The following is a 20,576-nucleotide window of genomic DNA, read 5'->3' on the forward strand; positions in this document are numbered from 1 at the left end:
CTGCTGGCGGTTCTCTGCCGGTGGTTCTAGACGAGACCTCGGGGGTGCGGCTGCCGCACCGCCGCGGCCACCTGCGGGGCGACCCGATCCAGCCAGTCGGCGAGGATCCGGTCGAGGTCGGGGATCTCGGCCTCGAGCAGCGCAAGGCCCGGACTGGGCACGAGCGCACCCAGCTCGATCAGCAGGGGACGCAGGTGCAGCTCGACGGCCAGGGCGTGCCGGGGGGCGCCCATGACCATCAGCGGCAGCGCCACCGTCCCGGTCAGCGCGCCGCCGGGGAGGCGGTCGAGGAACGCCTTGAGCAGGCCGGTGTAGGTGGCCTTGTAGGTGGGGCTGGCCACCACGAGCACCTGCGCTCCGGCGGCCAGCTCCAGCGCGACCTCCACCCTGGGCGAGGGGGCGGGGGTGAACAGGTGCGGGCCGATCGCGGACAGGTCCACGACCTCGGGCGGCGCGTCGTGCCCGATCCGGCGCCCCAGCGCCTCGGCCGCCGCCACCGCCGCGAGGTGGGTCCGGGAACCGCCCCGCGGGTTGCCGGCCAGCGCCACGACAGAGCTCACGATGTCACCCCCTCGTGCCGCGCTTCGGCGGTGTGACGGGCGGGTCCGGTGCGCGGAGCCGCGTGATGCGCTTTCTCACGGAGTGTGCGGGTGGTCAACGGACGTCCTCCATATCGGGGAGACGGCGCTCGGCGCCGAGCGGAAGCGGGCTCACGGGTGGGCGGTGAAACGGCCGAAGCGGCCCTGGTGATACAGCAGCGGACGTCCCGGCACGCGCACCTCGGCCTGGGTGACCAGGCCCACGACGAGGACGTGGTCGCCCACGCCGACCCTCTCGTACGGCAGGCAGATCAGGTGGGCGGAGACGTCTTCGAGCAGCGGCGCGCCGAGCGGTCCCGGGCGCCACCGGGTGGGCTCGGCGAACCGGTCGACGCCCTTGCGCGCGAAGCGGGCGGCGAGGTCGGCCTGGTCGCTGGCGAGGACGTTGACGGCGAAGTGGTCCGCCTCACGGAGGGACGGCCAGGTGGTGGACGCCTGGTCCACGTAGAAGGAGACGAGGGGCGGGTCGAGGCTGACCGAGGAGAACGAGGTGGCGGTCAGCCCCACCGGCACTCCCCCGCTCCGCGCGGTGATCACGACGACCCCCGCCGCGTGCACCGCGAGGGCCCGCTTGTAGTCGTCGGCGTCGAGGGCGGGGCCGAGCAGAGTCTCCGTCATGGCGAACCTCCGGTTGGTCGCAGCTGCTCTCGGGGTCGATCCCGTCGGCCGGCAGCGTCACGACACGCGGGATCGGGGATTCGGATGGAGGCGGGACCGGGGTTCGGACGAACACCCTGGCTCATACCGCAAACGTAGAATCAGACGATCCTAAAGTCAATATTTCCTACCAGCTATACATAAAATTCCCAGACCGGCCCCCGCTGCTCCGGGTCCGTCTCACAGGGACGAGACGATCTTGGCGACCAGCTCGTAGGAGCGGATCCTGGCCTGATGGTCGGGCACCTGCGTGAGCACGAACAGCTCGTCGGCGCGGGTGCGGCGCAGGAGGTCCCCGAGGCGGGGAGCGACGCGCTCGGGGCCGCCGACGAACTGGGGGCCGATCTTCTCGCGCAGGAACCGCTCCTCGGCCGCGGTGAACCGGTGCGCGGCCGTCTCCTCCTCCCTTGGCAGCAGCGTGGCCGGATCGGCCGCGCGCATGAGGATCTGGCCGTACACGAAGGAGGCGGCGAGCCGGTGCGCGCGCTCGTCGCTGTCGTTGACGACGGCGATCACCGCCACGCCGGCGTGCGGCCCGGCCAGGGCCGCCGACGGCCGGAACGCCTGCCGGTACGCCTCCAGAGCCTCCGGCGCCCCGCCGCCCACGATCGCGTGCGCGTACACGTACGGCAGGCCGAGCCGGCCGGCGTACGCGGCGCTGGACGCGCTCGACCCGACCAGCCAGATCTCGGGCGGGACGCCCGGCTCGGGGATCGCGCGCACGCCGCCGCTGCCGCCGGCGAAGTACTCGTTCAGCTCGCGCAGCGCGTCGCCGAAGTCGAGCCGGCGCGGGTCGCCCAGGCGGGCCGCGGCCTCCCCCGAGCCGCCGGCCGCGCGGCCGAGCCCGAGGTCGACCCGGCCAGGGTGGAGCCCGGCCAGCACGCCGAACTGCTCGGCCACCGCGTACGGCGAGTGGTTGGGCAGCAGCACCGCGCCCGAGCCGACCCGGATCGTGGCGGTCGCCGCGAGGATGGCGCCCGCGAGCACCGCCGGGCTGGAGGTCGCGAGCGCGGGCGTGTTGTGGTGCTCGGCCACCCAGTGGCGCCGGTAGCCCAGGGCCTCGACGGCCCGGGCCAGGTCGACGGAACGGCGCAGTGCGTCGCCCGCGGTGTCGCCGCGCCAGACGGGGGCGGTGTCGTGCACGGAGACGGCGATTCCCTCGGCCAACGTCCTCTCCTTCAGCGGACGGGAAGAGGCATATCCGGAGGATGCCTCACGTTGCCCAGAGTCAACCTGAGGTACCCTCAGATTGTCAACGGCGGGGTGGACCGCGAGCCCTGGTCAGGTCACGACGACGGGGTGACGCACCACCGCGTCGAAGCCGTAGCCGAGGGTGTTGCAGGCCGCCCTGCCGGGCTGCGTCGCGCCCGTCTCGTCGGCGGCCCGGGCGAGCAGCCGCAGGTCGCCCGCCATCCGAGGAGTCCAGGGGAAGGTCCACCGGACCCAGCCACGCGGGTGCCGGTCGTCGTGGAGCCGGGCCGGCCGCCACGACGCGCCCTCGTCGTCGCTGACCTCGACCCGGACCACCCGCCCGTGACCCGACCACGAACGGCCGCGCAGCAGATGCTCACGCCCCACCTGGAGACGGGCCGGCCAGGGCAGTTCGAAGGCGCTCTTCACCCCCATGCGGGTCAGCGGCGGCCCGCCCCCGGGCGGGTGGCCGGGGCCGTGCATCCGGTACAGCCGCGTGCTCCACGGCGACTCCAGCGGCTCCGCCGACACCTCGACGTCCCCCAGCCACTTGATCGAGGCGACGCCCACCCATCCCGGCACCACTAGCCGCGCCGGATAGCCGTGGTCGGGCGGCAGCGGCCGCCCGTTCATCTCGTAGGCCACCAGCACGTCGTCCAGCGCCTTGGCCACGGGAAGCGGGCGGCGCACCCTCCCCAGGTTCTCCCCCGCCTCCACGTAGTCGGCGTCGAGCCCGCGCGGCATCAGCGCGACCGCCCGGTCGCTCATCCCCGCCCTGCGCAGGAGCGTCGCGAGCCGCACACCCCGCCAGCGCGCGACCCCCACCGCGCCGAGCCGCCAGGGCGTGCCCGACACCTCCTGGCCCTGCTGCTCGCCGTACAGGCCGCGGCCGTTGCCGGCGCACTCGATGAACGCGGTCACCGTCTCGGCCGGCATGCCGAGGATGTCCCGGTAGGTGAACGCCACCGGCCCGCCGTCCAGCCCGTCGCCCCACAGTGTGAGGCGCCAGGTGGCGGCGTCGACCAGGGGCGTCGCCGTGTGGTTGCGGACGAAGAACAGGTCGTCCGGCGTCAGGTAGCCCGCACCGCGCAGCGCCTCCCAGCGCGTCTCCGCGTTCGTGCCGTGCACGGCGAACAGGCGTGGCGGCAGGGGTTTGCGGATGCCGGGCCGCGCGGGCGGCGCCTGCGCCGCCCTTCTCGCCCCGGGCACCGTACGGCAGGGTTCCCCGCCGTCCTCGGCGATGGTGGACCGTGCGTCCATGTGCCCTCCTCACCTGCGGTGTCAGCCGGCCGGCCTCCGCAGGGCGACGGCCGGCACGGGAATGGGCGGAAAGGGGTTGTCCGGCAGCAGGATCACGCGGCGCGGCCGGTCCGCCTGCCCCGCCGCGTCCAGGTGCAGCAGGGCCGCCCCGATCCCCGCCGCCCCCGTCAGGTAGCCGGTGTCGGCCGACACCTCGCCGGGGCGGTGCCGCCGGTACGCCTGGTACCAGCGGTATCCCCTGCCGTCGTAGCCGGTCGCCCGGCCGATCAGGTGGTCGGCGAGCCTGCGGGCGAACTCCAGGTGCTCCTGCTCCCCCGTCGCCGCCCACAACCCCACGTACAGCTCGATGAGCCCTGCGGTGCCGCAGCACTGGCAGGCGACGTTCCACAGCCCCGCCGTCTGCCGGAAGGGCGCGCCGGACTCCCTGACGCCCCTGGCCAGCCGCTTCACCCACTCCAGGTCGCCGCGGTCGCCGGTCACCCGATACAGCTCGTAGAACATGCGGGCGATCCCGGCGGACCCCGAGCAGTAGCCCAGGTGGTCGGTGACCAGCACCCCGCGCCCGGTCGCGACGCCCGCGGCCCGGACGAGGCCCGCGCCGCGGCGTGCCGCGTCGAGGAACGACTCCTCACCCGTCGCGCCGTAGAGGCGGGCGAGGAGGAACGCCGTCCCGGCCGCCCCGGCCAGGAAGCCGGGCGGGGCCGCCTCGGCGGGCAGGGCCGGGCACGCCGCGGGCCGCTCGCGGGGCGCGGTCAGCCGCGCGATCCGGCGTCCCGCCTCGATCGCCATCTCCTCGTAGGCCGGCACGCCGAGCGCCACCGCGGCACGCAGCAGTCCCAGGACCACGCCGCCGTCGCCGCGCGGGGTGGGATCCCCCGACCAGCCGATCCCGCCGTCGTCCATCGCGCGGGCGCTCCGGACGATCCTGTCGGCGGCCGCGACCGCCGCGGCCTCGAACCGCTCCTCGCCGAGCACCCAGCCGGCCTCGGTCAGCGCGAGGACGACGCCGGCCAGGCCGTGATGGAGCGACACGTCGGCCAGTCGCCGCCACGTCGCCGCGAGGTGGCGGGCGCCCGCGCGGGCGTCCTCCAGGTAGGCCTCGTGCCCGGTGCCGGCGGCGAGCTCCAGGAAGAACAGCACGATCCCGGCCGCCCCGGAATGAAGGGACGCGGAGTGAAGGGACGTGGAGTGGAGAGACACGGGCCCGCCGGGCGCGGCCGGCCTGCCGTGCGGGTCGGGGTTGGCCCGCCATCGCCTGCCGTGCTCGTCGTCGACGGCGGCCGTACGGATCCACCGTCCCGCCATGATGGCGGCCGTCAGCGGGGTGTCTGCGCGCTCGCCGGAGGAGCGGGTCGGGTCCGGGCCCATGGAGAGCACTATCCCACAAACCTGGTAGGTAATAGCAACTATGTCGGCCGGATCTTTCCCTGCATTCCCTATTGACTTGATGGGTATTTTCGCCCCACAGTCGAGCCGAACACTCGCACTCCCGAGAAAGGCGTCCGGCGTGAGCGACGAACACCCCCCGACCGTCGGCGAGCACACCCGTGCCGCGATCAACGAGGACTGGGCCGCCACCATCGTCGGCCTCGTCCTCCTCGTACTGGTCATCACCGGCGTGATCCCGACAGGGCTGGTGCCGTGATGAGCGGCGAGGCGGCCGTTCCCGCCGCGACGCGGGCCCCGGCGTGGCAGTGGCCCGCCCTGGGCGTCCTCGTCGTCCTCGCCCTCGCCGCGGGCACCAGGGCCCTGGAGAAGGGCGTGCCCGAGTGGTTCGCCGGCTCCGGCCCGGCCAAGGCGATCGAGTACCCCGTCTACGCGATCGCCCTCGGCCTGCTGGGCAACGCCGTGCTCACCGCGACCGGGCTGCGCGACCGCCTGTCGGCCGGCTTCCGCACGGAGTTCTTCATCAAAACCGGGCTCGTGCTCCTCGGAGCGTCGATCAACCTGAAGGTGATCGTCACCGCGGCCGGCCCCGCGATCCTCCAGGGCATCGTGCTGATCAGCGCGGTGTTCCTGTTCACGTGGTGGCTCGGCGGCCGCCTCGGGCTCGACGACAGGCTGCGGGCGCTGCTGTCGGCCGCGGTGTCCATCTGCGGCGTCAGCGCCGCCATCGCGGCGGCGGGAGCCGTACAGGCCAGGCGCGAGCAGCTCGCCTACAGCGCGAGCCTGGTGATCGCGTTCGCCCTGCCGTCCATCTTCGTCCTCCCCGCGCTGGCCTCGGCTCTGGGCCTGAGCCCGGAGGTGGCGGGCGCCTGGATCGGCGGCAACATCGACACGACGGCGGCGGTGACCGCGGCGGGCACTCTCGCGGGCGAGAACGCGCTGGCGGTCGCGACCATCGTCAAGGTCACCCAGAACGCCCTGATCGGCGTCGTGGTGGTCGCGCTGACCGCGTGGTTCGCCTTCCGGATCGAGCGCCGCCCCGGCGCCGAGCGGCCGGGCGCGGGCGAGCTGTGGCGGCGGTTCCCGAAGTTCGTGCTCGGCTTCGTGGCGGCCTCGGTGCTGGCCACCTGGTATCTGTCCACCGCCGGCGCGGCCGAGGGCAAGGCGGTCATCGGCGTCGCCAACGACCTGCGCACCTGGTTCCTCATCCTGGCCTTCGTCAGCATCGGCCTGGAGTTCAGGGTGGCCTCGCTCAGGGAGGCCGGCTGGCGTCCGGTCGCCGTCTTCGCCGCCGCCACCGTGGCCAACGTCCTGCTGGCACTGGGACTCGCCACGCTCCTGTTCAGCGGCTTCACCGTCGCCTGAGCGGCACCACCCGAAGCGCCACCTGAAGCACCACCTGAAGCACCGGGGACGAGCCGGCCGGCCCGGCGGAACCCGTCAGCGTCGCCGCAGCCAGGGACGCCACCGGGCTCCGGCCTCGTCCTCGTCCTCCTCCGGCGCGGCGTCGTCGTCCGGCAGGTCGTACCAGTGCGTGTCGCCCGGGAAGGGGTCGCGCGGCACCGCCGTGGCGTCAGACACCGGCGGGCATTGTCACCGTGGCCGTGACGGCCGTGCCGGCGCGCGCGGCGTCCAGCGCCCTGCGGGCGTAGGCGCGGACGTCGGCGTCGGAGTCGCCGAGAGCGCCGTGCAGGGCCGCGGCCACCTCGGCCCGCACCGCCCACGCGGACAGCGAGAGCACCGCGGCCTTGCGCACGTCGAGATGGGGGTCGGCCAGCGCCGCCACCAGCGGTTCCACCGCCAGGGCCGGATCGGCGGCGGCGAGTCCGCGCGCCGCGCCCACCCGCACCTGCCAGGCCGGATCGGCGAGAGCGCGTACGGCCGTCTCCGCGAAGACCGGCTCCCCCTGGAGAGCCCGGCCAAGCCCGGCGGACGCCTCCAGGGCCGCCGCCCGGACGAGCGGATCGGCGTCGGCGGCGAGCCGCGCGACGGCGGGGGCGCCGCCAGCCAGGCCGATGACACCGAGCCCTCTGGCCGCCCAGACGCGTACCTCGCGGTCCTCGTCGCCGGCCGCGAGCGCCACCCGCGCCGGGTCGTCGAGCGCGACCAGGCCCCTGACCGCCTCGATCCGCACCCGGGTGTCGGCGTCGGCGAGCGCCGCCTCGAACAACGCGGCGTCACCGAGGCGCAGCGCCCGCAGGACGTCCAGAACGGCCGCGCGAACGATCGGGTCCCCCGCTCCGCCCCGGCCCGCTTCCGTGTAGCCGGCGACGGCGCGGAGCGACGCCCCGAACCCGGCGGTCGCGGGCAGCACCTCCACGAGCTCCCGCAGGCCGGTCGCGGCGGCGCGCCGTACCGTGCCGTGCGAATCGGCGAGGGCCCGGGCCAGCGCGGTCTCCACGCCCCGGGGCGCGGTCTCGGTCAGCGTCGCGACGGCCGCCCTGCGGACCTTGGGATCGGCGTCCTCCAGGTAGGGGGTGATCTGGTCCAGCGCCGGCTCGCCGTCGGCGAGCCGCAGGAGTTCGAGGATGCGCGGCGAGCGTCCGATCGCCTCCACCGCGAGCCGCCCGCCCGCCCTGCGCCGCGCCGGGCCCGCCGGGCCGTACGTCCCGACCAGGACGGGCTCGGCCGGGCGGGGGGCGAAGCCCTCGACGGGCACGAGGTACGGCTCGACCGGGCGCTTGACGAACTCCATCGCCCCGTCGGCGTTCTTGCGCAGGTTGAGGTGGTAGAGCCACTCGTCGTCGTCCCGCTCGGGCAGGTCGGCGCGCTCGTGGTAGAGGCCCCACCTGCTCTCCGTGCGGACCAGCGAGGACCTGGCGGCCATCTCCGCGCAGTCCCTGATGAACGTCACCTCGGCGCAGCGCATCAGCTCGTGTGGAGTCCTCGCGCCCATGCCGGCGATCTCCTCGCGCATCCGCTCGAACGTCTCCAGGGCGATGTCCAGCTTCCTGGCGGTCTTCGGCGGGGCGACGTAGTCGTTGACGAACCGGCGCAGCTTGTATTCGACCTGCGGCTGCGGCGGGCCGTCCGGGTTGCGCAGCGGGCGATAGATCAGCTCGTGCGCCGCAATGATTTGGTCCTCCGGCAGGCTGCCGGCCGTACGGTGGTGCTCGGCGGCGTGGGCCCCGGCGAGGTCCCCGAAGACGAACGCCCCGATCATGTAGTTGTGCGGCACGCAGGCCAGGTCACCCGCGGCGTACAGGCCGGGGACGGTAGTGGCGCCGTTTTCATCCACCCAGACGCCCGAGGCCGAGTGGCCGCCGCACAATCCGATCTCGGAGATGTGCATCTCGACGTCGTGGGTCCGGTAGTCGTGCCCGCGTCCCGCGTGGAAGGTGCCCCGGGTGGGGCGCTCGGTGGTGTGCAGGATGTTCTCGAGCGCGGTGAGCGTCTCGTCGGGCAGGTGGCTGGTCTTGAGGTAGATCGGGCCGCGGGCCGACCCGATCTCCCTCGCCACCTCGGCCATCATCTGGCCCGACCAGTAGTCGCAGTCGACGAACCGCTCCCCCTCGGCGTTGACCTGGTAACCCCCGAACGGATTGGCGACGTACGCGCAGGCGGGGCCGTTGTAGTCCTTGATCAGCGGGTTGATCTGGAAGCACTCGATGCCGCTGAGCTCCGCGCCCGCGTGGTAGGCCATCGCGTACCCGTCCCCGGCGTTGGTCGGGTTCTCGTACGTGCCGTACAGGTAGCCGCTGGCGGGCAGGCCGAGCCGTCCGCACGCGCCGGTGGCGAGGATCACGGCGCCGGCGGCGACCGTGACGAAGCGGCCCGATCGGGTGTCGAAGCCGGCGACGCCGACGGCCCGGCCCCCGCTCGTCAGCACACGGACCGGCATCACCCGGTTCTCGATGCGCACCTTCTCGCGGATGTCGCGGCGGCGCAGCACGCGGTAGAGGACCTTCTTGACGTCCTTGCCCTCCGGCATGGGCAGGACGTAGCTGCCCGACCGGTGGACCCGGCGCACCGCGTACTCGCCGTGCTCGTCCTTCTCGAACTTCACGCCGTAGCGTTCCAGCCGCCGCACCATGTCGTAGCCGCGTGTGGCCGTCTGGTGGACCGTGCGCTGGTTGACCACTCCGTCGTTGGCCCTGGTGATCTCGGCGACGTAGTCCTCGGGGGTGGCCCTGCCGGGGATGACCGCGTTGTTCACGCCGTCCATGCCCATCGCCAGCGCGCCGCTGTGCCGCACGTGCGCCTTTTCCAGCAGGATCACGTCGGCGCCGCGCTCGGCGGCGGTGATCGCGGCCATGGTCCCGGCGGTGCCGCCGCCGACCACCAGGACCTCGCATTCCAGATGCGTACGGTCCGCGGGGGAAGGGATGTCCACTTTCACAGCTCCTCGATGATGTGGGCGCGCAGTTCGGCGCGGTCGACGTCGGGGGTGCGCGGGTCCGGCACGCGCAGGATGGTCGCAATGCCGCTGTGTCCGCCGCTGTGTCCGCCGCGATGTCCGCCGCGATGTCCGCCGCGATGTCCGAGCACGACGACCCTGTCCGCGAGCAGCAGCGCCTCGTCCACGTCGTGGGTGACGAAGACGACCGTGGCGAGGGTGTCGCGGAGCACGTCCAGCAGCAGGCGCTGCATCTCACCCCGGGTCTGCGCGTCCAGCGCGCCGAAGGGCTCGTCCATGAGCACGGCGCGCGGCGCGCCCGCCAGGGACCTGGCGAGCTGCACGCGCTGCCGCATGCCTCCGGACAGCTCCCGGGGCAGCCGGTCCTCGCAGCCGGCGAGGCCGACGCGGGCGATCCAGCCATCGGCGGCCGCCCTGCGCTCCCTCCTCGGCACGCCGCGGATGCGAAGCGGCAGCTCGACGTTGCGCCGGACCGTGCGCCAGGGCAGCAACGCGTCGTCCTGGAAGACCATCGCCCGGCCGGGCGACGGCCCGGTGACCGGCACGCCCTGGGCCAGAACCCGGCCGGCCCGCGGCGCCAGCAGCCCCGCGATCGCCCGCAGGACGGTGGACTTGCCCGATCCGGACGGACCGACGATCACCAGGACCTCGCCGGGCGCGATGTCGAGGTGCAGGCCGTCCAGCACGGCGTGCCGCCCGTAGCCGAGCGACACGCCCTCCAGCCGGATGGCGAGCCCGGCGTCCGCGCGTGCGGTCTCCATGGCGGGAGCGCTCATCGGGCGGCCCCTTCCCCGCGCGGCAGCCACCGGGTGAGGCGCCGGCCGAGCAGTTCGACGGAGGCCGAGGTGACCCAGCCGAGCACGCCGATCGACGCCATGCCGACGAGCACCGCCGGGTAGTCGACCACGGTGTAGGCGTGCCAGGTCCGGTAGCCCACGCCGAACTCCCCGGAGATCATCTCGGCGGAGATCACGCATATCCAGGCGACGCCCATGCCGACCGACAGCCCGCCGAAGACGCCCGGCAGCGTGCCCGGGAGGACGACGTTCCACAGCACGTGCGCGCGCCCGCCGCCCATGGTGCGGACCGCGTCCTCCCACAGCGTCGGCAGTGCGCGTACGGCGTGCCGCGTGCTCACCATGATCGGGAAGAACGCCGCGGCGAACGTGATGAACACGATGCCCTGCTCGTCGGTGGGGAACACCAGGATCGCGATCGGGACGAGGGCGATCGCCGGGATCGGCCGGACGACCTCGACGGGCGGCAGCAGCACGTCGCCGATCCACCGGGACCGCGCGACCAGGACGCCCAGGGCGATGCCGGCGACGGCCGCCAGCGCGAACCCGGTGAGGATGCGGATCATGCTCTGGGCCAGGTCGAGGTAGTAGATCCGGGTGCCCAGCTGCCGGCCGAACTCCGCCGCGACCTCGGCGGGCGAGGGCAGCCGGTCGAACCGCAGTCCGACGCGGGCGTCCACGGTCGTCAGCCACTGCCACAGCGCGACGACGACCGCCAGGGAGCCGAGCCTGACCGCCCACCCGCGCAGGCCGGCCGCCGTTCTCGTCCGGGCCGTCCGCACCGCCGGGGCGTCCGGGGTCCCGGCGGCGGCGGGGGCGAGCGTCGCGTCCAAGGCCGGAGTGCTCATCGCGACGCACCTCCCGCCGCCGCCTTCAGCGCCCCCGCCGCGGCCTTCAGCGCCTCGTCGTAGCCGACGATCTCGGCCTTGGGGTGCTCCTTCACGTACGCCTGCGCGCCGTCCCCGGTGGTGAAGGGCTTGAACCGGTCGTCCTCGCCCGCCGACGGGTCGCGCACCCAGACGGACCTGTCCGCGAACCAGTGCGTCCCCGTGGCCGCGTCGGGCACGTAGGCGGCCCGTACGGCCTTGCCGCCGGAGACGGCGGCCGCCACCTGGCGCAGCAGGCAGGCGGGGGTGGCCGCGGGGCGCAGCCGGTCCTCCCCGGCCAGCCAGACCTCGCCCGCCTTCGCCGGGTCGCCCACGGCGGTCCCGCAGGCCTCGTCGGTCCCGCCGATCTTCGCGGCGTTGGCGGTGCTCGCGGTGTCGGCGTCGTAGGAGGCGCCGTACGCCTTCCTGAGGTAGGAGTCGTTGGCGAACCTCGCCACATCGACGCCGGCGAAATCGGTGCCGATCGACTTCAGGTACTTCTGGTCGTGGTCGAGGGCGGCCAGCAGCCGCGGCTTCATCGTGACGTCGAACGACGCGATGCCGTCGCGGCCGTTGTAGAGGTAGACGACCTCGGCCGGCAGGCCGGTGGCTTCGGCGACCGCCTCGGCGGCCTCGACGGGATGCTCGTGCAGGTACGTCGTCGCGTCGATCTGCGCCTGCAGGAACGCCTGGACGACGTCCGGGTGCTCCTTCGCGTACGCCTGCCGTACGACGACGCCGTGGAACGTCGGCACGTCGAGCGCCGAGCCGTCGTAGACGAGGCGGGCCTGGTTCCGGAAGACGAGCAGCCCCGGCCAGGCCACGAACTGGGCGTATCCCTGCACGTTGCCCGACTGCAGCGCGGACGCGCCGACCGGCGGCTGCTGGTTGACGACCTCCACGTCGGTCGCGGGGTCGAGCCCGGCCCGCTCCAGAGCCTGGACGAGCGTGCCGTGACCGGCCGACCCGGAGCTGGCGGAGACCTTCTTTCCCTTCAGGCCGGCCAGCGTCCGCACGTCCGACGACGGGGCGACGACCACCGAGTTCAGCCCGCCGCGCAGGTTGTAGCCGGTCACCGAGACGAGCTCGGTCCGCGCGGCGGCCACGCCCTGGGTGCGGGATGCGTTGATGAGGAGCGGGTAGTCGCCCATCGACCCGATGTCGATCTTCCCGGCCACCATCTTGGCGGTGATGGGGGCGCCGGTGTCGTAGTCCTGCCACTCGACCCGGTACCCGTCGCCGAGCCGCTTTTCGAGGTAGCCGAGACCGCGCAGCAGCGTTCCCGCCGTCACGGTGTTGATGGTCTTCGACTGGTATCCGACGACGACCGTCTGCCTGCCGTCGTCGGCGCCGGCGGAGACGGAGCACCCCGCCGCGGCCAGCAGCGCCACGGCGGCGATGAGCTTACGCATGGGGAGTGTCCTTCTATCGGAGCAGGTAGGGGATGTTCACCGTGACGGCGTCGGCGGGGCACCGGTCGGCGCAGGGGCCGCAGTACCAGCACTCGTCCACGTGCATGTACGCCTTGCCGCTGACCTCGTGGATGGCCAGCGAGTCGAGCGGGCACACGTCCACACACAGCGTGCAGCCCTCGATGCACAGCGACTCGTCGATCGTCACGGGCACGTCGACGCGGCTATTGACCAGGGTCATCGGTGTTCCTCCAGAGATGGCCACGCATGGTGAGGCGGTCGCCGCGGAACCTGACGAACTCCAGGTCGACCGGGCGGCCGTCGGACAGATGGGTGAGGCGCTCGACCATCAGCAGCGCCGCGCCGCGCGGCGCGTCGAGGACGGCCGCGGTGTGGGGGTCGGCGTTCACGGCCTCGATCGTCAGCTCGGCCACGCCGAGCGGCTGGCCGGCGATCCGCTCCAGCAGCACGAACACGTCGTTGTGCACGAGGTCGGCGTCGAAGAGCGGCTCCCCCACCTCGCGGACGAGGTAGGTCAGGTCGAGCGAGAGCGGCAGGCCGTTGAGCCGGCGCAGCCGCTCCACGTAGACGACGTCCTCTCCCGGCGGCAGGCCGAGCCGCCCCCGCACGGCGGCCGGAGGCGGGATCAGCCCCATCGCGCGGACCTCGTTGGTCACCTCGCCGTGCTCCCGGAGGGTCTCGGCGAGGCCGAGCAGCCGGTGCAGGCCGTGCGGGTACTTCTCCGCGGCGACGGTGGTGCCGACGCCCGGGCACCGCTCGATGAGGCCCTCGTCACGCAGCAGGTCCAGGGCGTCCCTGATCGTGTTGCGCGAGGTCCCGAACTCCCGCGCGAGGGCGGACTCCAGCGGTAGGTGACCACCGCCGAAGCCGCCGTGCACGACCTCCCGCCGCAGCAGGTCGGCGACCTGGCGGGCCCTGTCCGCCCGGCGCCGTCTCGCGTCCGCCAACTCCATAAGGCGTAAGCCTACTGTTCAGGTAGGAATATGCGGATAACGACGCAATTACGCCACCCCGGCGGATCGCGTCACCGTCGTGAGCTGCGGTTCCATCGGGAGACCGCCGACAACCGCCACCCCGGGAAGCGGTGACGGAGGTGGGCGGGCTGGACCACCCGCGCCGGCTCAGGCTCGGCGGCACGCGTGTGCCCCCGGGCAGGCTCGTCGAGCCTGCCAGAAGTCACCGCTGCCGGGTCAGCTGCCGCAGTCCGTTCCACAGCAGCGCGAACGCGTGTTCCGCGTCGGCCACCGCACCCGCGTAGCGCTCGTCGGCGGGCTCCCCGTACGCCAGGCGTTCGGCGTTGTCCTGCGCCAGCGCCCAGTGGACCGCGACGATCTGGGCGGCGGCCAGCCGCGCCGTGAGCTCCGGGACGTCCGCCGTCTCCTGCAACGCCTGGGCGAGTGCGCGTTCGGCGCCGCTCTTGAACCGCTCCATCCGGGCCACCAGCGAGGGGGTGTCGAGGATCATCCGGTGGAGCTTCCGCACCTGGGGCGCGTCGTTGAGCCCGGTGATCGGGTCCCGCTCGCGCAGGCCGTCGAGGAAGTGCTCACGCAGCGCGGTCAGCGGGGCGGTGCGCGGCGGGCGGGCCCGCACGACGCGTGCCATCTCGGTCTCGTGGTCGGCGAGGCGATGCACCACGAGGTCTTCCTTCGCCGGGAAGTAGGCGAACAGCGTGCGTTTGGACACCTCGGCCGCCTCGGCCACCTGCGCCACCGAGACCTGATTGAAGCCGTGTTCGAGGAACAGCGTGATCGCGGCCTCGGAGATCGCCGCGTGGGTACGCCGCTTCTTCCGTTCCCGCAGCCCCGGCTTGCCGTCCACGACGTCACCGTAGCAGGGTGTTGCCCCAGGGATATTCCTGCACCTGGTATACATTTGCCCCGAGGCGAAATGGAGTGATGACGGTGGACGAGATCGAGACCGAGGTCGTCATCGCGGGCGCCGGCCCGACCGGGCTGATGCTGGCGTACGAACTCGCTCTGGCAGGGGTCGAGACCCTGGTGCTGGAGAAGCTGGCGCAGCGGACCGAACAGGTGAAAGGCGCCGGCATCCAGCCCCGTACCGCCGAGCTGCTGGAGTCACGCGGGCTGCTCGAACCGTTGCTGCGGCGCGCCACGCCGCATGAGCCGGTCGGCGGGCACTTCGCGGCGCTGCCCGTCCCCCTGGACTGCGCCCCCTGGCGGACCAGGCACCCTTTCCCCATCCCGATCCCGCAGTGGGAACTCGAGGAGGTGCTCGAAGAGCGGGCGGTCGCCGCCGGCGCGCGGGTTCTGCGCGGCACCGCCGTCTCAGCGGTCGAGCCCGGCGACGACGGTGTGGTCGTGACAGCCGGAGATTCGCGGGCGCGGGCGCGCTACCTGGCGGCCTGCGACGGCGGCCACAGCACGGTGCGCAAACTGCTCGGGCTGCCGTTTCCCGGCAGGCCCGGAACCCGTCAGGCGGTGCTGGCCGACATCCGCCTGTCCGCCGTTTCGCCGCTGGTGCCGCAACGGATCGGGCACATGAGCAGCCTGACCCGTCAAGCGGACGGCTACTGGGCCATGCTGGTCCCTCTGGGCGGCGACCGGTACCGAATCACCTACGGCCGGACGGACCAGGCCGACACCGACCGCGACACCCCGGTGACCGACGAGGAGATCACCGCCGGGCTACGGGCCGTGTACGGCCACGAGACCACGCTCGGTGCCGTGGACAACGCGTCCCGGTTCACCGACGCCACACGGCAGCTGGAGCACTACCGCGTGGGCCGCGTCCTGTTCGCGGGCGACGCGGCGCACATCCACCCGCCGCTGGGCGGCCAAGGTCTCAACCTCGGCATACAGGACGCGTTCAACCTCGGGTGGAAACTGGCCGCGACCGTGCGGGGCCGGGCGCCGAGCGGCCTGCTGGACAGCTACCACGCCGAACGGCATCCGGTCGGAGCCCAGGTCCTGCACCACACGTCGGCGCAGCGCGTCCTGGCCGATCCCGCCCCGAGCGAGGACGTGGCCGCCCTGCGCGACATCTTCATCGACCTGCTGCGCCTGCCCGACACCAACCGCCACCTCGCAGGACTGATGTCCGGCCTCTCACTGCGTTACACACTGCCCGGCGATCACCCGCTCACCGGACAGCGCATCCCGGACGCCGATCTGGTCACCGACGCCGGCCCCACCCGGGTGTCGGCGCTGTTCGGCGCGGGGCACGCCGTCCTGCTCGATCTGGCCGGAACCGTTCCCGCCGGTTTCCGGCTTCCACCACGAGTCGACCTCGTCCGCGCCACCCGCACCGACGATCTGGGCGCCGCCACCCTGCTCATCCGTCCCGACGGCTACGTCTGCTGGGCCGCGGACGGCCCCGCCGCCTCCGGCGACGCCCTGCTCGCCGCGATCACCGGCAACCTCGCGACGATGCCCTGAGCCGGGTGCCGGGCCGGCGGCTACCGGCACCCGCCCGCGACCGGTTGTGATCGGGGGGCGGGACCGCTCGTTCCACGGTGTCCGCCTGTACGGCGGTGCCGCACTAAGATCGCGTTCCGTGCTTCCGGACAGGTTCTGGCGGAATATCAGGATCGGATTAGTAGGTCTGGTTCTCGCGGCGGCGGTCGCGGGCCTGGTGCTCGGCGACGCCTGGCTCTGGGTGGCCGTCGAATGGTCGCCGCCGGCCTACGCGGGGTTCTACGGGCGCGGCGGGTTCGACACCTCGACGACGGTGGCGCTGCTCGTGGCCGCCCTGGTGAAGGCCGCGCTCCTGTGGCTGATCCTGCGTGCCCCCGCGCCGGGACCGCTGGACCGCCGGGCGAGGGCGCTGCGCCGCCTGCTGTATCTGGCGGTGGCGTACGCCCTCGTGCTGTGGTACCCGATCGCGCTGCTCCCCGACGCGGTCGACGCGGCGTTCCAGCTCGCGCTGTGGACCGCGATCGACGTCCTCTACCTGCTCGTCATCCGCTGGCGGTCCCGCGTGCTGCGCGCGGCGGCCGGAGCCATCTTCGCGGTCGAGCTGGCCGGGATGGCCGACGACCTGCTCGACGAACTCGACCTGCCGGAGCTCGGATCGGGCGGAATCGTCGAACTGGGCTTGATGCTGAGCGGAGTGGCGGCGACCCTCATCACGCTCGTCGGGCAGCGGCGCGACGGCCGGTGGAGCCGCGGCACGCAGGCCGCCGGGTGGGTGTCGGTGGGCGTCTACGCGCTGGTGATCCCGCTCAACGTCCGCTTCGCGATGATTCCCAGCGGCGCCGATCTGGCGATGCCGGTCATGATGGACGCGCTGGCACTCGTCGGCACCGTGTGGATCGCGGCGACCGCCCGCGAGCTACCCACGGAGGGCCGCCCGGCGGACCTTCCGCCCGCGCGGCGGCGCGTGATCCGCGTCGCGGTGGCGGCCGTGGCCCTGCTGCCGGTCATCGCGATGATCCACCCGGAGCAGACCCCGCACCTCACCTACACCGGCTGGTCGACGGACTGCTACGACCGGCCCAGCTTCGGCGACCTGAAACCCGCGGAACGCGAGGCCGTGTTCCTGTGCCGGGCGCGGAGCACGGACGGCGGAGTCTCGCCGATCTTCCCGGACAGCCTGTCCGACCAGCAGGTCCTCGCGTACGGGCGGGCGCTGTGCCGTGCGAAGGACCGCGAGGAACAGGAGGCGATCCTGACGCGGGCCGGGAGCGCGCGGCCCGCCTGGGGCGCGGACCCGTGGGACCTCGTCTACGTCTGCCCGGAGATCGTCGGCGCGACCCACCCCGAGTTGCTGCGGTCGACCGCGGAGACGGAGGCGGCGAACGCCGCCTACATCGCCGAGGAGAACGCGAAGTGCCGCGACCCGTGGCCCCGGACGAAGGGTGTCGTCCAGGCCACGGCCAAATACTTCCTGTTCGCCGACGGCGATCACGGCTATCTGGTCCACGACCCCGACGACGATGCGGCCGACGAGGCGGCGGAGCAGGCCATCGACGACCTCTACGACGACAGCGCCCTCGTCGGGGTGGCCGGCAGCACGGCGCTCGTCGGGCATGTCGAAGACGTCATCGATCTGTGCCTCACGGTGAAGGCCCTCCGCACCCCGCCGCCTCGGCGGACGGCCGGGTGGGATCAGGTCGACGAGGTGCCGATCGTCAGCCGCAGCGGCACGCTCACCGTGCCGGAGATGGGCGACGGCGGAGAGGTGGGGGCGGGTGCCCCCATGCCGAACCTGGCGATCGCGGGGAAGGGCCGCTACCGGCTCCGTGTCTACGTGCGGATCGGCGACGCGGGAGAGGAGCACCTGGTCGTCGTGTTCCCGGGCGCGTCGAGGAAGAGGCTCACACTGAAACCGTGAGCGGTCGCGGGGCTCACGGCCGGTATTCCTTGGCACGGTCACCGGGAGATTCCGAATACTTGGCCACTCGCCTCGGGTAACGCGATGCGCCAGGGGTAACGCGCACGTATGAATTACGCGGAGTACCAAAACGAGCTGTACGCCCAGGGGCGGACCGGCCGGCAGCCGCCGTATCCCATGACATTCGCGGAGCTGGAAGAGAAGGCGTCCGCCGCGATGCGGCCGAAGGTCTGGGGGTATGTGGCCGGAGGCGCCGGTGACGAGCACACCCAGCGGGCCAACTGCGAGGCGTTCAAACGCTGGGGCCTGTATCCGCGGATGTTGGTCGCTCCCGCCGAGCGCGACATGTCGATCGAGTTGTTCGGGACGAAGCTGCCCTCGCCGGTGTTCATGGCGCCCATCGGGGTGATCGGGGTGTGCGCCCAGGACGACCACGGCGACCTCGCATGCGCGCGAGCCTCCGTCCGGACCGGCGTCCCGTTCTTCGCGGCGACCCTTTCCGCCGATCCCATGGAGGACGTGGCGGCGGCGCTGGACGGCACGCCCGGCTTCTTCCAGCTCTACACGCCGCCGGACCGGGACCTGGCGGCGAGCCTGGTGCACCGCGCCGAGGCGGCGGGGTTCAAGGGCATCGCCGTCACCCTCGACACCTGGGTGACCGGCTGGCGTCCCCGGGACCTGCGCGGCTCGAACTACCCCCAGGTGCCCAGCGGATGCCTGCGCAACTACACAAGCGACCCGGTGTTCCGGCAGAGACTGCGACCCGGCGAGGACGCCGTCGAGGAGGTGGTGCGCACGTTGCCGATCTTCGGCGGGCCGTTCCGGTGGGACGACCTGGACTGGCTGCGGTCGCAGACCCGGCTGCCGCTGATGCTCAAAGGCATCTGCCACCCCGACGACGTCCGCCGGGCCAAGGACCACGGTGCGGACGCCGTCTACTGTTCCAACCACGGCGGACGGCAGGCCAACGGAGGACTGCCCGCCCTGGAGTGCCTGCCCGGCGTGCTCGAAGCCGCCGACGGGCTGCCGGTCCTGTTCGACTCGGGGGTGCGCAGCGGCGCCGACGTCGTCAAGGCGCTGGCGCTGGGCGCCACCGCGGTGGGGATCGGCCGGCCCTACGCGTACGGCCTGGCGGTCGGCGGCGTCGACGGCGTCGTGCACGTGCTGCGTTCCATCCTGGCCGAAGCGGACCTCATCATGGCGGTCGACGGGTATCCCACCCTCAAGGACCTCACGCCCGAGGCGCTGCGCCTCGTGGCATGACCGCCTCGCGACGGGCCGCGGATGACGACGGCCCGCCGGAGGCGCCACACTCGGTGATCAGTCCTTGCCGTGCCCCGGGTTCCGGCGTGCGACGTACAGGCGGTTGCCCTCGGGGCCGGTCCACTCCAGCCGTACGACACCGGGCACGGCGGCGTCGGCGACGCGCGACGGGTCGGCCCAGTAGCCGAAGTTGGGGTTGCGGAAGAACGTCGCCCACAGCCGGCCGCTGCGGTCCGCGAAGATGTTGTTGTGGCCGGCGCCGACGCCCAGGGTCCACCGCTTGGAGTATGGCCCCTCGAACCTGTCCGCGACGGCGACGATCGCGTCGTACTGGTACTGCACACGGCCCGGGGCGGCCGTGTCGTAGGCGTACCGCGTGCTGCCGTCCGTGTTGACCGACGACCGATCCCATGCGGCGTGGACGAGGTAGTACTTGCCTCCGTACTTGAAGACGTACACGCCTTCCAGGTACGGCTCGGGCGCGTAGGGCGTCTGCTGGAACTTCGGCAGGTTCGTCGCCGGGACGATGTCCTCCATGTCATCCCGGAACTTCGCGTACAGGTTGTTGTGCAGCACGAGCCACGCGTCGTCGCCCTCGGTGTAGAGGCCGCCGTCGATGTGGTGGTAGGCGCCGGGCTTGATGAAGGCCGGTCCCCCGATGAAGGAGTCACCGAAGGGCTTGTCGTGGTTGCCCTGGACGAGCCGGTACGGACCCTCGACCCCGCCCTCGCTCACGAGCATGAACGAACCGACCTTCTGCGAGTGGTCGCCCATGCACGCGACGATGTACCACTTGCCGCGGAAGTAGTGCACCTCCGGCGCCCAGGCGTTGCCGCGCTTGCCGAACTGGTCGTCGTACCAGTACTCCTGCCACGGAGCGACGACCGTGCGCCCGGGCCGGTTCTCGCCGGCGAACTCGGGCGACCACACCTTGCCCTTCTCGGCGTCCGGCCGGATGCCGGTGGTGTCGGCCAGCCGCCACGGCCCGTGCAGGGACGGGGCCGTCCACACGAAGATGCCGTCGTTCCACGGGCCCGCCGCCTGGAGCCCGGGCACCCGGGTGGTGCCCGTGGCGACGTAGACCGGACGACCGCCGACGACGAAGCAGTTGACGTAGGTGTCCCGCATCCAGACCCGGCCGAGCTCCTCGTCACGGGGACGCGGCTCGAGCGGCAGGATGAAGGAGTTGTCGTCGCGCGGCCACAGGTCCGGCCGCGTGTCCGCGAGGCCGTAGGGCTCGAGCTCGGGCCAGTTCGACGGATACCGCCCCTTCGGCGCGCCTCCGTTCGGCGACTCCTTCGGGTCCGCGTGCGCGGCGGCCGCGGGCAGCGCCGCCGCTCCCAGCAGGCCCGCGACGCCGGCCAGTACGGACCGCCGGCCGACGTACAACCCGTTATCGGAATCAGTCATGAGTCACGTCCTCCCACTTGTCCAGGACCAGGTCGCCCTGCCGGGAGGAGACGGTAGTGGGACGT

The 20,576-nt window shown here is 72.9% G+C and carries 19 protein-coding genes; 5 read left to right on the forward strand and 14 right to left on the reverse strand.

Annotated features, from left to right (window positions below; translation table 11 throughout):
• Window positions 1-26: 26 nt before the first annotated feature.
• The 5 genes from HHX30_RS27300 to HHX30_RS27320 all read right to left on the reverse strand — a co-directional run bounded on the left by HHX30_RS27300 (window position 27) and on the right by HHX30_RS27320 (window position 5,075).
• Window positions 27-560 (reverse strand): NADPH-dependent FMN reductase, encoded by a 534-nt coding sequence (locus HHX30_RS27300; protein ID WP_169984964.1) that lies wholly within the window; start codon window positions 558-560, stop codon window positions 27-29.
• Window positions 561-710: 150 nt separating this feature from the next.
• Entirely contained in the window at window positions 711-1,217 is a 507-nt protein-coding gene (locus tag HHX30_RS27305) for a flavin reductase family protein (RefSeq protein ID WP_169984966.1), read from the reverse strand.
• Window positions 1,218-1,436: 219 nt separating this feature from the next.
• A complete protein-coding gene (locus tag HHX30_RS27310) occupies window positions 1,437-2,423 on the reverse strand; it encodes an MsnO8 family LLM class oxidoreductase (RefSeq protein WP_211592588.1) in 987 nt (328 codons plus the stop codon).
• Between the two features lie 114 nt (window positions 2,424-2,537).
• Entirely contained in the window at window positions 2,538-3,707 is a 1,170-nt protein-coding gene (locus HHX30_RS27315) for a sulfite oxidase (RefSeq protein ID WP_169984968.1), read from the reverse strand.
• A 21-nt stretch (window positions 3,708-3,728) separates the two neighbouring features.
• Window positions 3,729-5,075: a lanthionine synthetase LanC family protein gene (locus HHX30_RS27320; protein ID WP_169984970.1), complete on the reverse strand. Its 1,347-nt coding sequence runs from the start codon at window positions 5,073-5,075 to the stop codon at window positions 3,729-3,731.
• A 139-nt stretch (window positions 5,076-5,214) separates the two neighbouring features.
• On the opposite strand from HHX30_RS27320, the gene HHX30_RS27325 reads away from it, so the two are divergent.
• Both HHX30_RS27325 and HHX30_RS27330 read left to right on the forward strand, forming a co-directional pair.
• The gene (locus tag HHX30_RS27325) at window positions 5,215-5,352 is read left to right on the forward strand and encodes a hypothetical protein (RefSeq protein WP_169984971.1); all 138 of its coding nucleotides are present in this window, start codon (window positions 5,215-5,217) and stop codon (window positions 5,350-5,352) included.
• Window positions 5,352-6,458 carry a YeiH family protein gene (locus HHX30_RS27330; RefSeq protein WP_169984973.1) on the forward strand — a complete coding sequence of 369 codons (1,107 nt, stop codon included), beginning with the start codon at window positions 5,352-5,354 and terminating at the stop codon, window positions 6,456-6,458. Before HHX30_RS27325 ends, HHX30_RS27330 begins: the two co-directional genes overlap by 1 nt.
• Before the next feature lie 75 nt (window positions 6,459-6,533).
• Here the strand turns inward: HHX30_RS27330 and HHX30_RS27335 are convergent, their stop codons facing one another.
• From HHX30_RS27335 to HHX30_RS27370, 8 genes are all read right to left on the reverse strand, one after another.
• Window positions 6,534-6,674, reverse strand: a complete 141-nt coding sequence (locus HHX30_RS27335; RefSeq protein WP_169984975.1) for a hypothetical protein — start codon at window positions 6,672-6,674, stop codon at window positions 6,534-6,536.
• Complete coding sequence (locus HHX30_RS27340; RefSeq protein ID WP_169984977.1) at window positions 6,667-9,426, reverse strand: fumarate reductase/succinate dehydrogenase flavoprotein subunit; 2,760 nt, start codon at window positions 9,424-9,426, stop codon at window positions 6,667-6,669. Before HHX30_RS27340 ends, HHX30_RS27335 begins: the two co-directional genes overlap by 8 nt.
• A gap of 2 nt (window positions 9,427-9,428) precedes the next feature.
• Window positions 9,429-10,226, reverse strand: a complete 798-nt coding sequence (locus tag HHX30_RS27345; protein WP_169984979.1) for an ABC transporter ATP-binding protein — start codon at window positions 10,224-10,226, stop codon at window positions 9,429-9,431.
• Complete coding sequence (locus HHX30_RS27350; protein WP_169984981.1) at window positions 10,223-11,095, reverse strand: ABC transporter permease; 873 nt, start codon at window positions 11,093-11,095, stop codon at window positions 10,223-10,225. The genes HHX30_RS27345 and HHX30_RS27350 overlap by 4 nt, the downstream gene beginning before the upstream one ends.
• Complete coding sequence (locus tag HHX30_RS27355; protein ID WP_169984983.1) at window positions 11,092-12,525, reverse strand: ABC transporter substrate-binding protein; 1,434 nt, start codon at window positions 12,523-12,525, stop codon at window positions 11,092-11,094. Before HHX30_RS27355 ends, HHX30_RS27350 begins: the two co-directional genes overlap by 4 nt.
• 13 nt (window positions 12,526-12,538) lie before the next feature.
• Window positions 12,539-12,766 carry a 4Fe-4S dicluster domain-containing protein gene (locus HHX30_RS27360; protein ID WP_079312946.1) on the reverse strand — a complete coding sequence of 76 codons (228 nt, stop codon included), beginning with the start codon at window positions 12,764-12,766 and terminating at the stop codon, window positions 12,539-12,541.
• Complete coding sequence (locus HHX30_RS27365) at window positions 12,750-13,499, reverse strand: GntR family transcriptional regulator (protein ID WP_169984985.1); 750 nt, start codon at window positions 13,497-13,499, stop codon at window positions 12,750-12,752. Before HHX30_RS27365 ends, HHX30_RS27360 begins: the two co-directional genes overlap by 17 nt.
• A 223-nt stretch (window positions 13,500-13,722) precedes the next feature.
• Window positions 13,723-14,364: a TetR/AcrR family transcriptional regulator gene (locus tag HHX30_RS27370; protein ID WP_169984987.1), complete on the reverse strand. Its 642-nt coding sequence runs from the start codon at window positions 14,362-14,364 to the stop codon at window positions 13,723-13,725.
• Window positions 14,365-14,447: 83 nt separating this feature from the next.
• On the opposite strand from HHX30_RS27370, the gene HHX30_RS27375 reads away from it, so the two are divergent.
• The 3 genes from HHX30_RS27375 to HHX30_RS27385 all read left to right on the forward strand — a co-directional run bounded on the left by HHX30_RS27375 (window position 14,448) and on the right by HHX30_RS27385 (window position 19,101).
• Window positions 14,448-15,941: an FAD-dependent monooxygenase gene (locus HHX30_RS27375; protein WP_311922888.1), complete on the forward strand. Its 1,494-nt coding sequence runs from the start codon at window positions 14,448-14,450 to the stop codon at window positions 15,939-15,941.
• 118 nt (window positions 15,942-16,059) lie between these two features.
• Window positions 16,060-17,838, forward strand: a complete 1,779-nt coding sequence (locus tag HHX30_RS27380) for a hypothetical protein (protein WP_169984991.1) — start codon at window positions 16,060-16,062, stop codon at window positions 17,836-17,838.
• Between the two features lie 108 nt (window positions 17,839-17,946).
• A complete protein-coding gene (locus HHX30_RS27385; RefSeq protein WP_169984993.1) occupies window positions 17,947-19,101 on the forward strand; it encodes an alpha-hydroxy-acid oxidizing protein in 1,155 nt (384 codons plus the stop codon).
• A 57-nt stretch (window positions 19,102-19,158) separates the two neighbouring features.
• On the opposite strand, the gene HHX30_RS27390 is transcribed toward HHX30_RS27385, so the two are convergent.
• Entirely contained in the window at window positions 19,159-20,511 is a 1,353-nt protein-coding gene (locus tag HHX30_RS27390; RefSeq protein ID WP_169984995.1) for a family 43 glycosylhydrolase, read from the reverse strand.
• Window positions 20,512-20,576 lie beyond the last annotated feature (65 nt).

Source organism: Microbispora sp. H10836 (genome assembly GCF_012999525.1).
GTDB lineage: Bacteria > Actinomycetota > Actinomycetes > Streptosporangiales > Streptosporangiaceae > Microbispora.

Coding starts and splice junctions, on each gene's coding strand:
- HHX30_RS27305 (WP_169984966.1), bottom strand. CDS start 1,217: ATGACGGAGACTCTGCTCGGCCCCGCCCTCGACGCCGACGACTACAAG.
- HHX30_RS27315 (WP_169984968.1), bottom strand. CDS start 3,707: ATGGACGCACGGTCCACCATCGCCGAGGACGGCGGGGAACCCTGCCGT.
- HHX30_RS27320 (WP_169984970.1), bottom strand. CDS start 5,075: ATGGGCCCGGACCCGACCCGCTCCTCCGGCGAGCGCGCAGACACCCCG.
- HHX30_RS27330 (WP_169984973.1), top strand. CDS start 5,352: ATGAGCGGCGAGGCGGCCGTTCCCGCCGCGACGCGGGCCCCGGCGTGG.
- HHX30_RS27345 (WP_169984979.1), bottom strand. CDS start 10,226: ATGAGCGCTCCCGCCATGGAGACCGCACGCGCGGACGCCGGGCTCGCC.
- HHX30_RS27350 (WP_169984981.1), bottom strand. CDS start 11,095: ATGAGCACTCCGGCCTTGGACGCGACGCTCGCCCCCGCCGCCGCCGGG.
- HHX30_RS27355 (WP_169984983.1), bottom strand. CDS start 12,525: ATGCGTAAGCTCATCGCCGCCGTGGCGCTGCTGGCCGCGGCGGGGTGC.
- HHX30_RS27360 (WP_079312946.1), bottom strand. CDS start 12,766: ATGACCCTGGTCAATAGCCGCGTCGACGTGCCCGTGACGATCGACGAG.
- HHX30_RS27365 (WP_169984985.1), bottom strand. CDS start 13,499: ATGGAGTTGGCGGACGCGAGACGGCGCCGGGCGGACAGGGCCCGCCAG.
- HHX30_RS27385 (WP_169984993.1), top strand. CDS start 17,947: ATGAATTACGCGGAGTACCAAAACGAGCTGTACGCCCAGGGGCGGACC.
- HHX30_RS27390 (WP_169984995.1), bottom strand. CDS start 20,511: ATGACTGATTCCGATAACGGGTTGTACGTCGGCCGGCGGTCCGTACTG.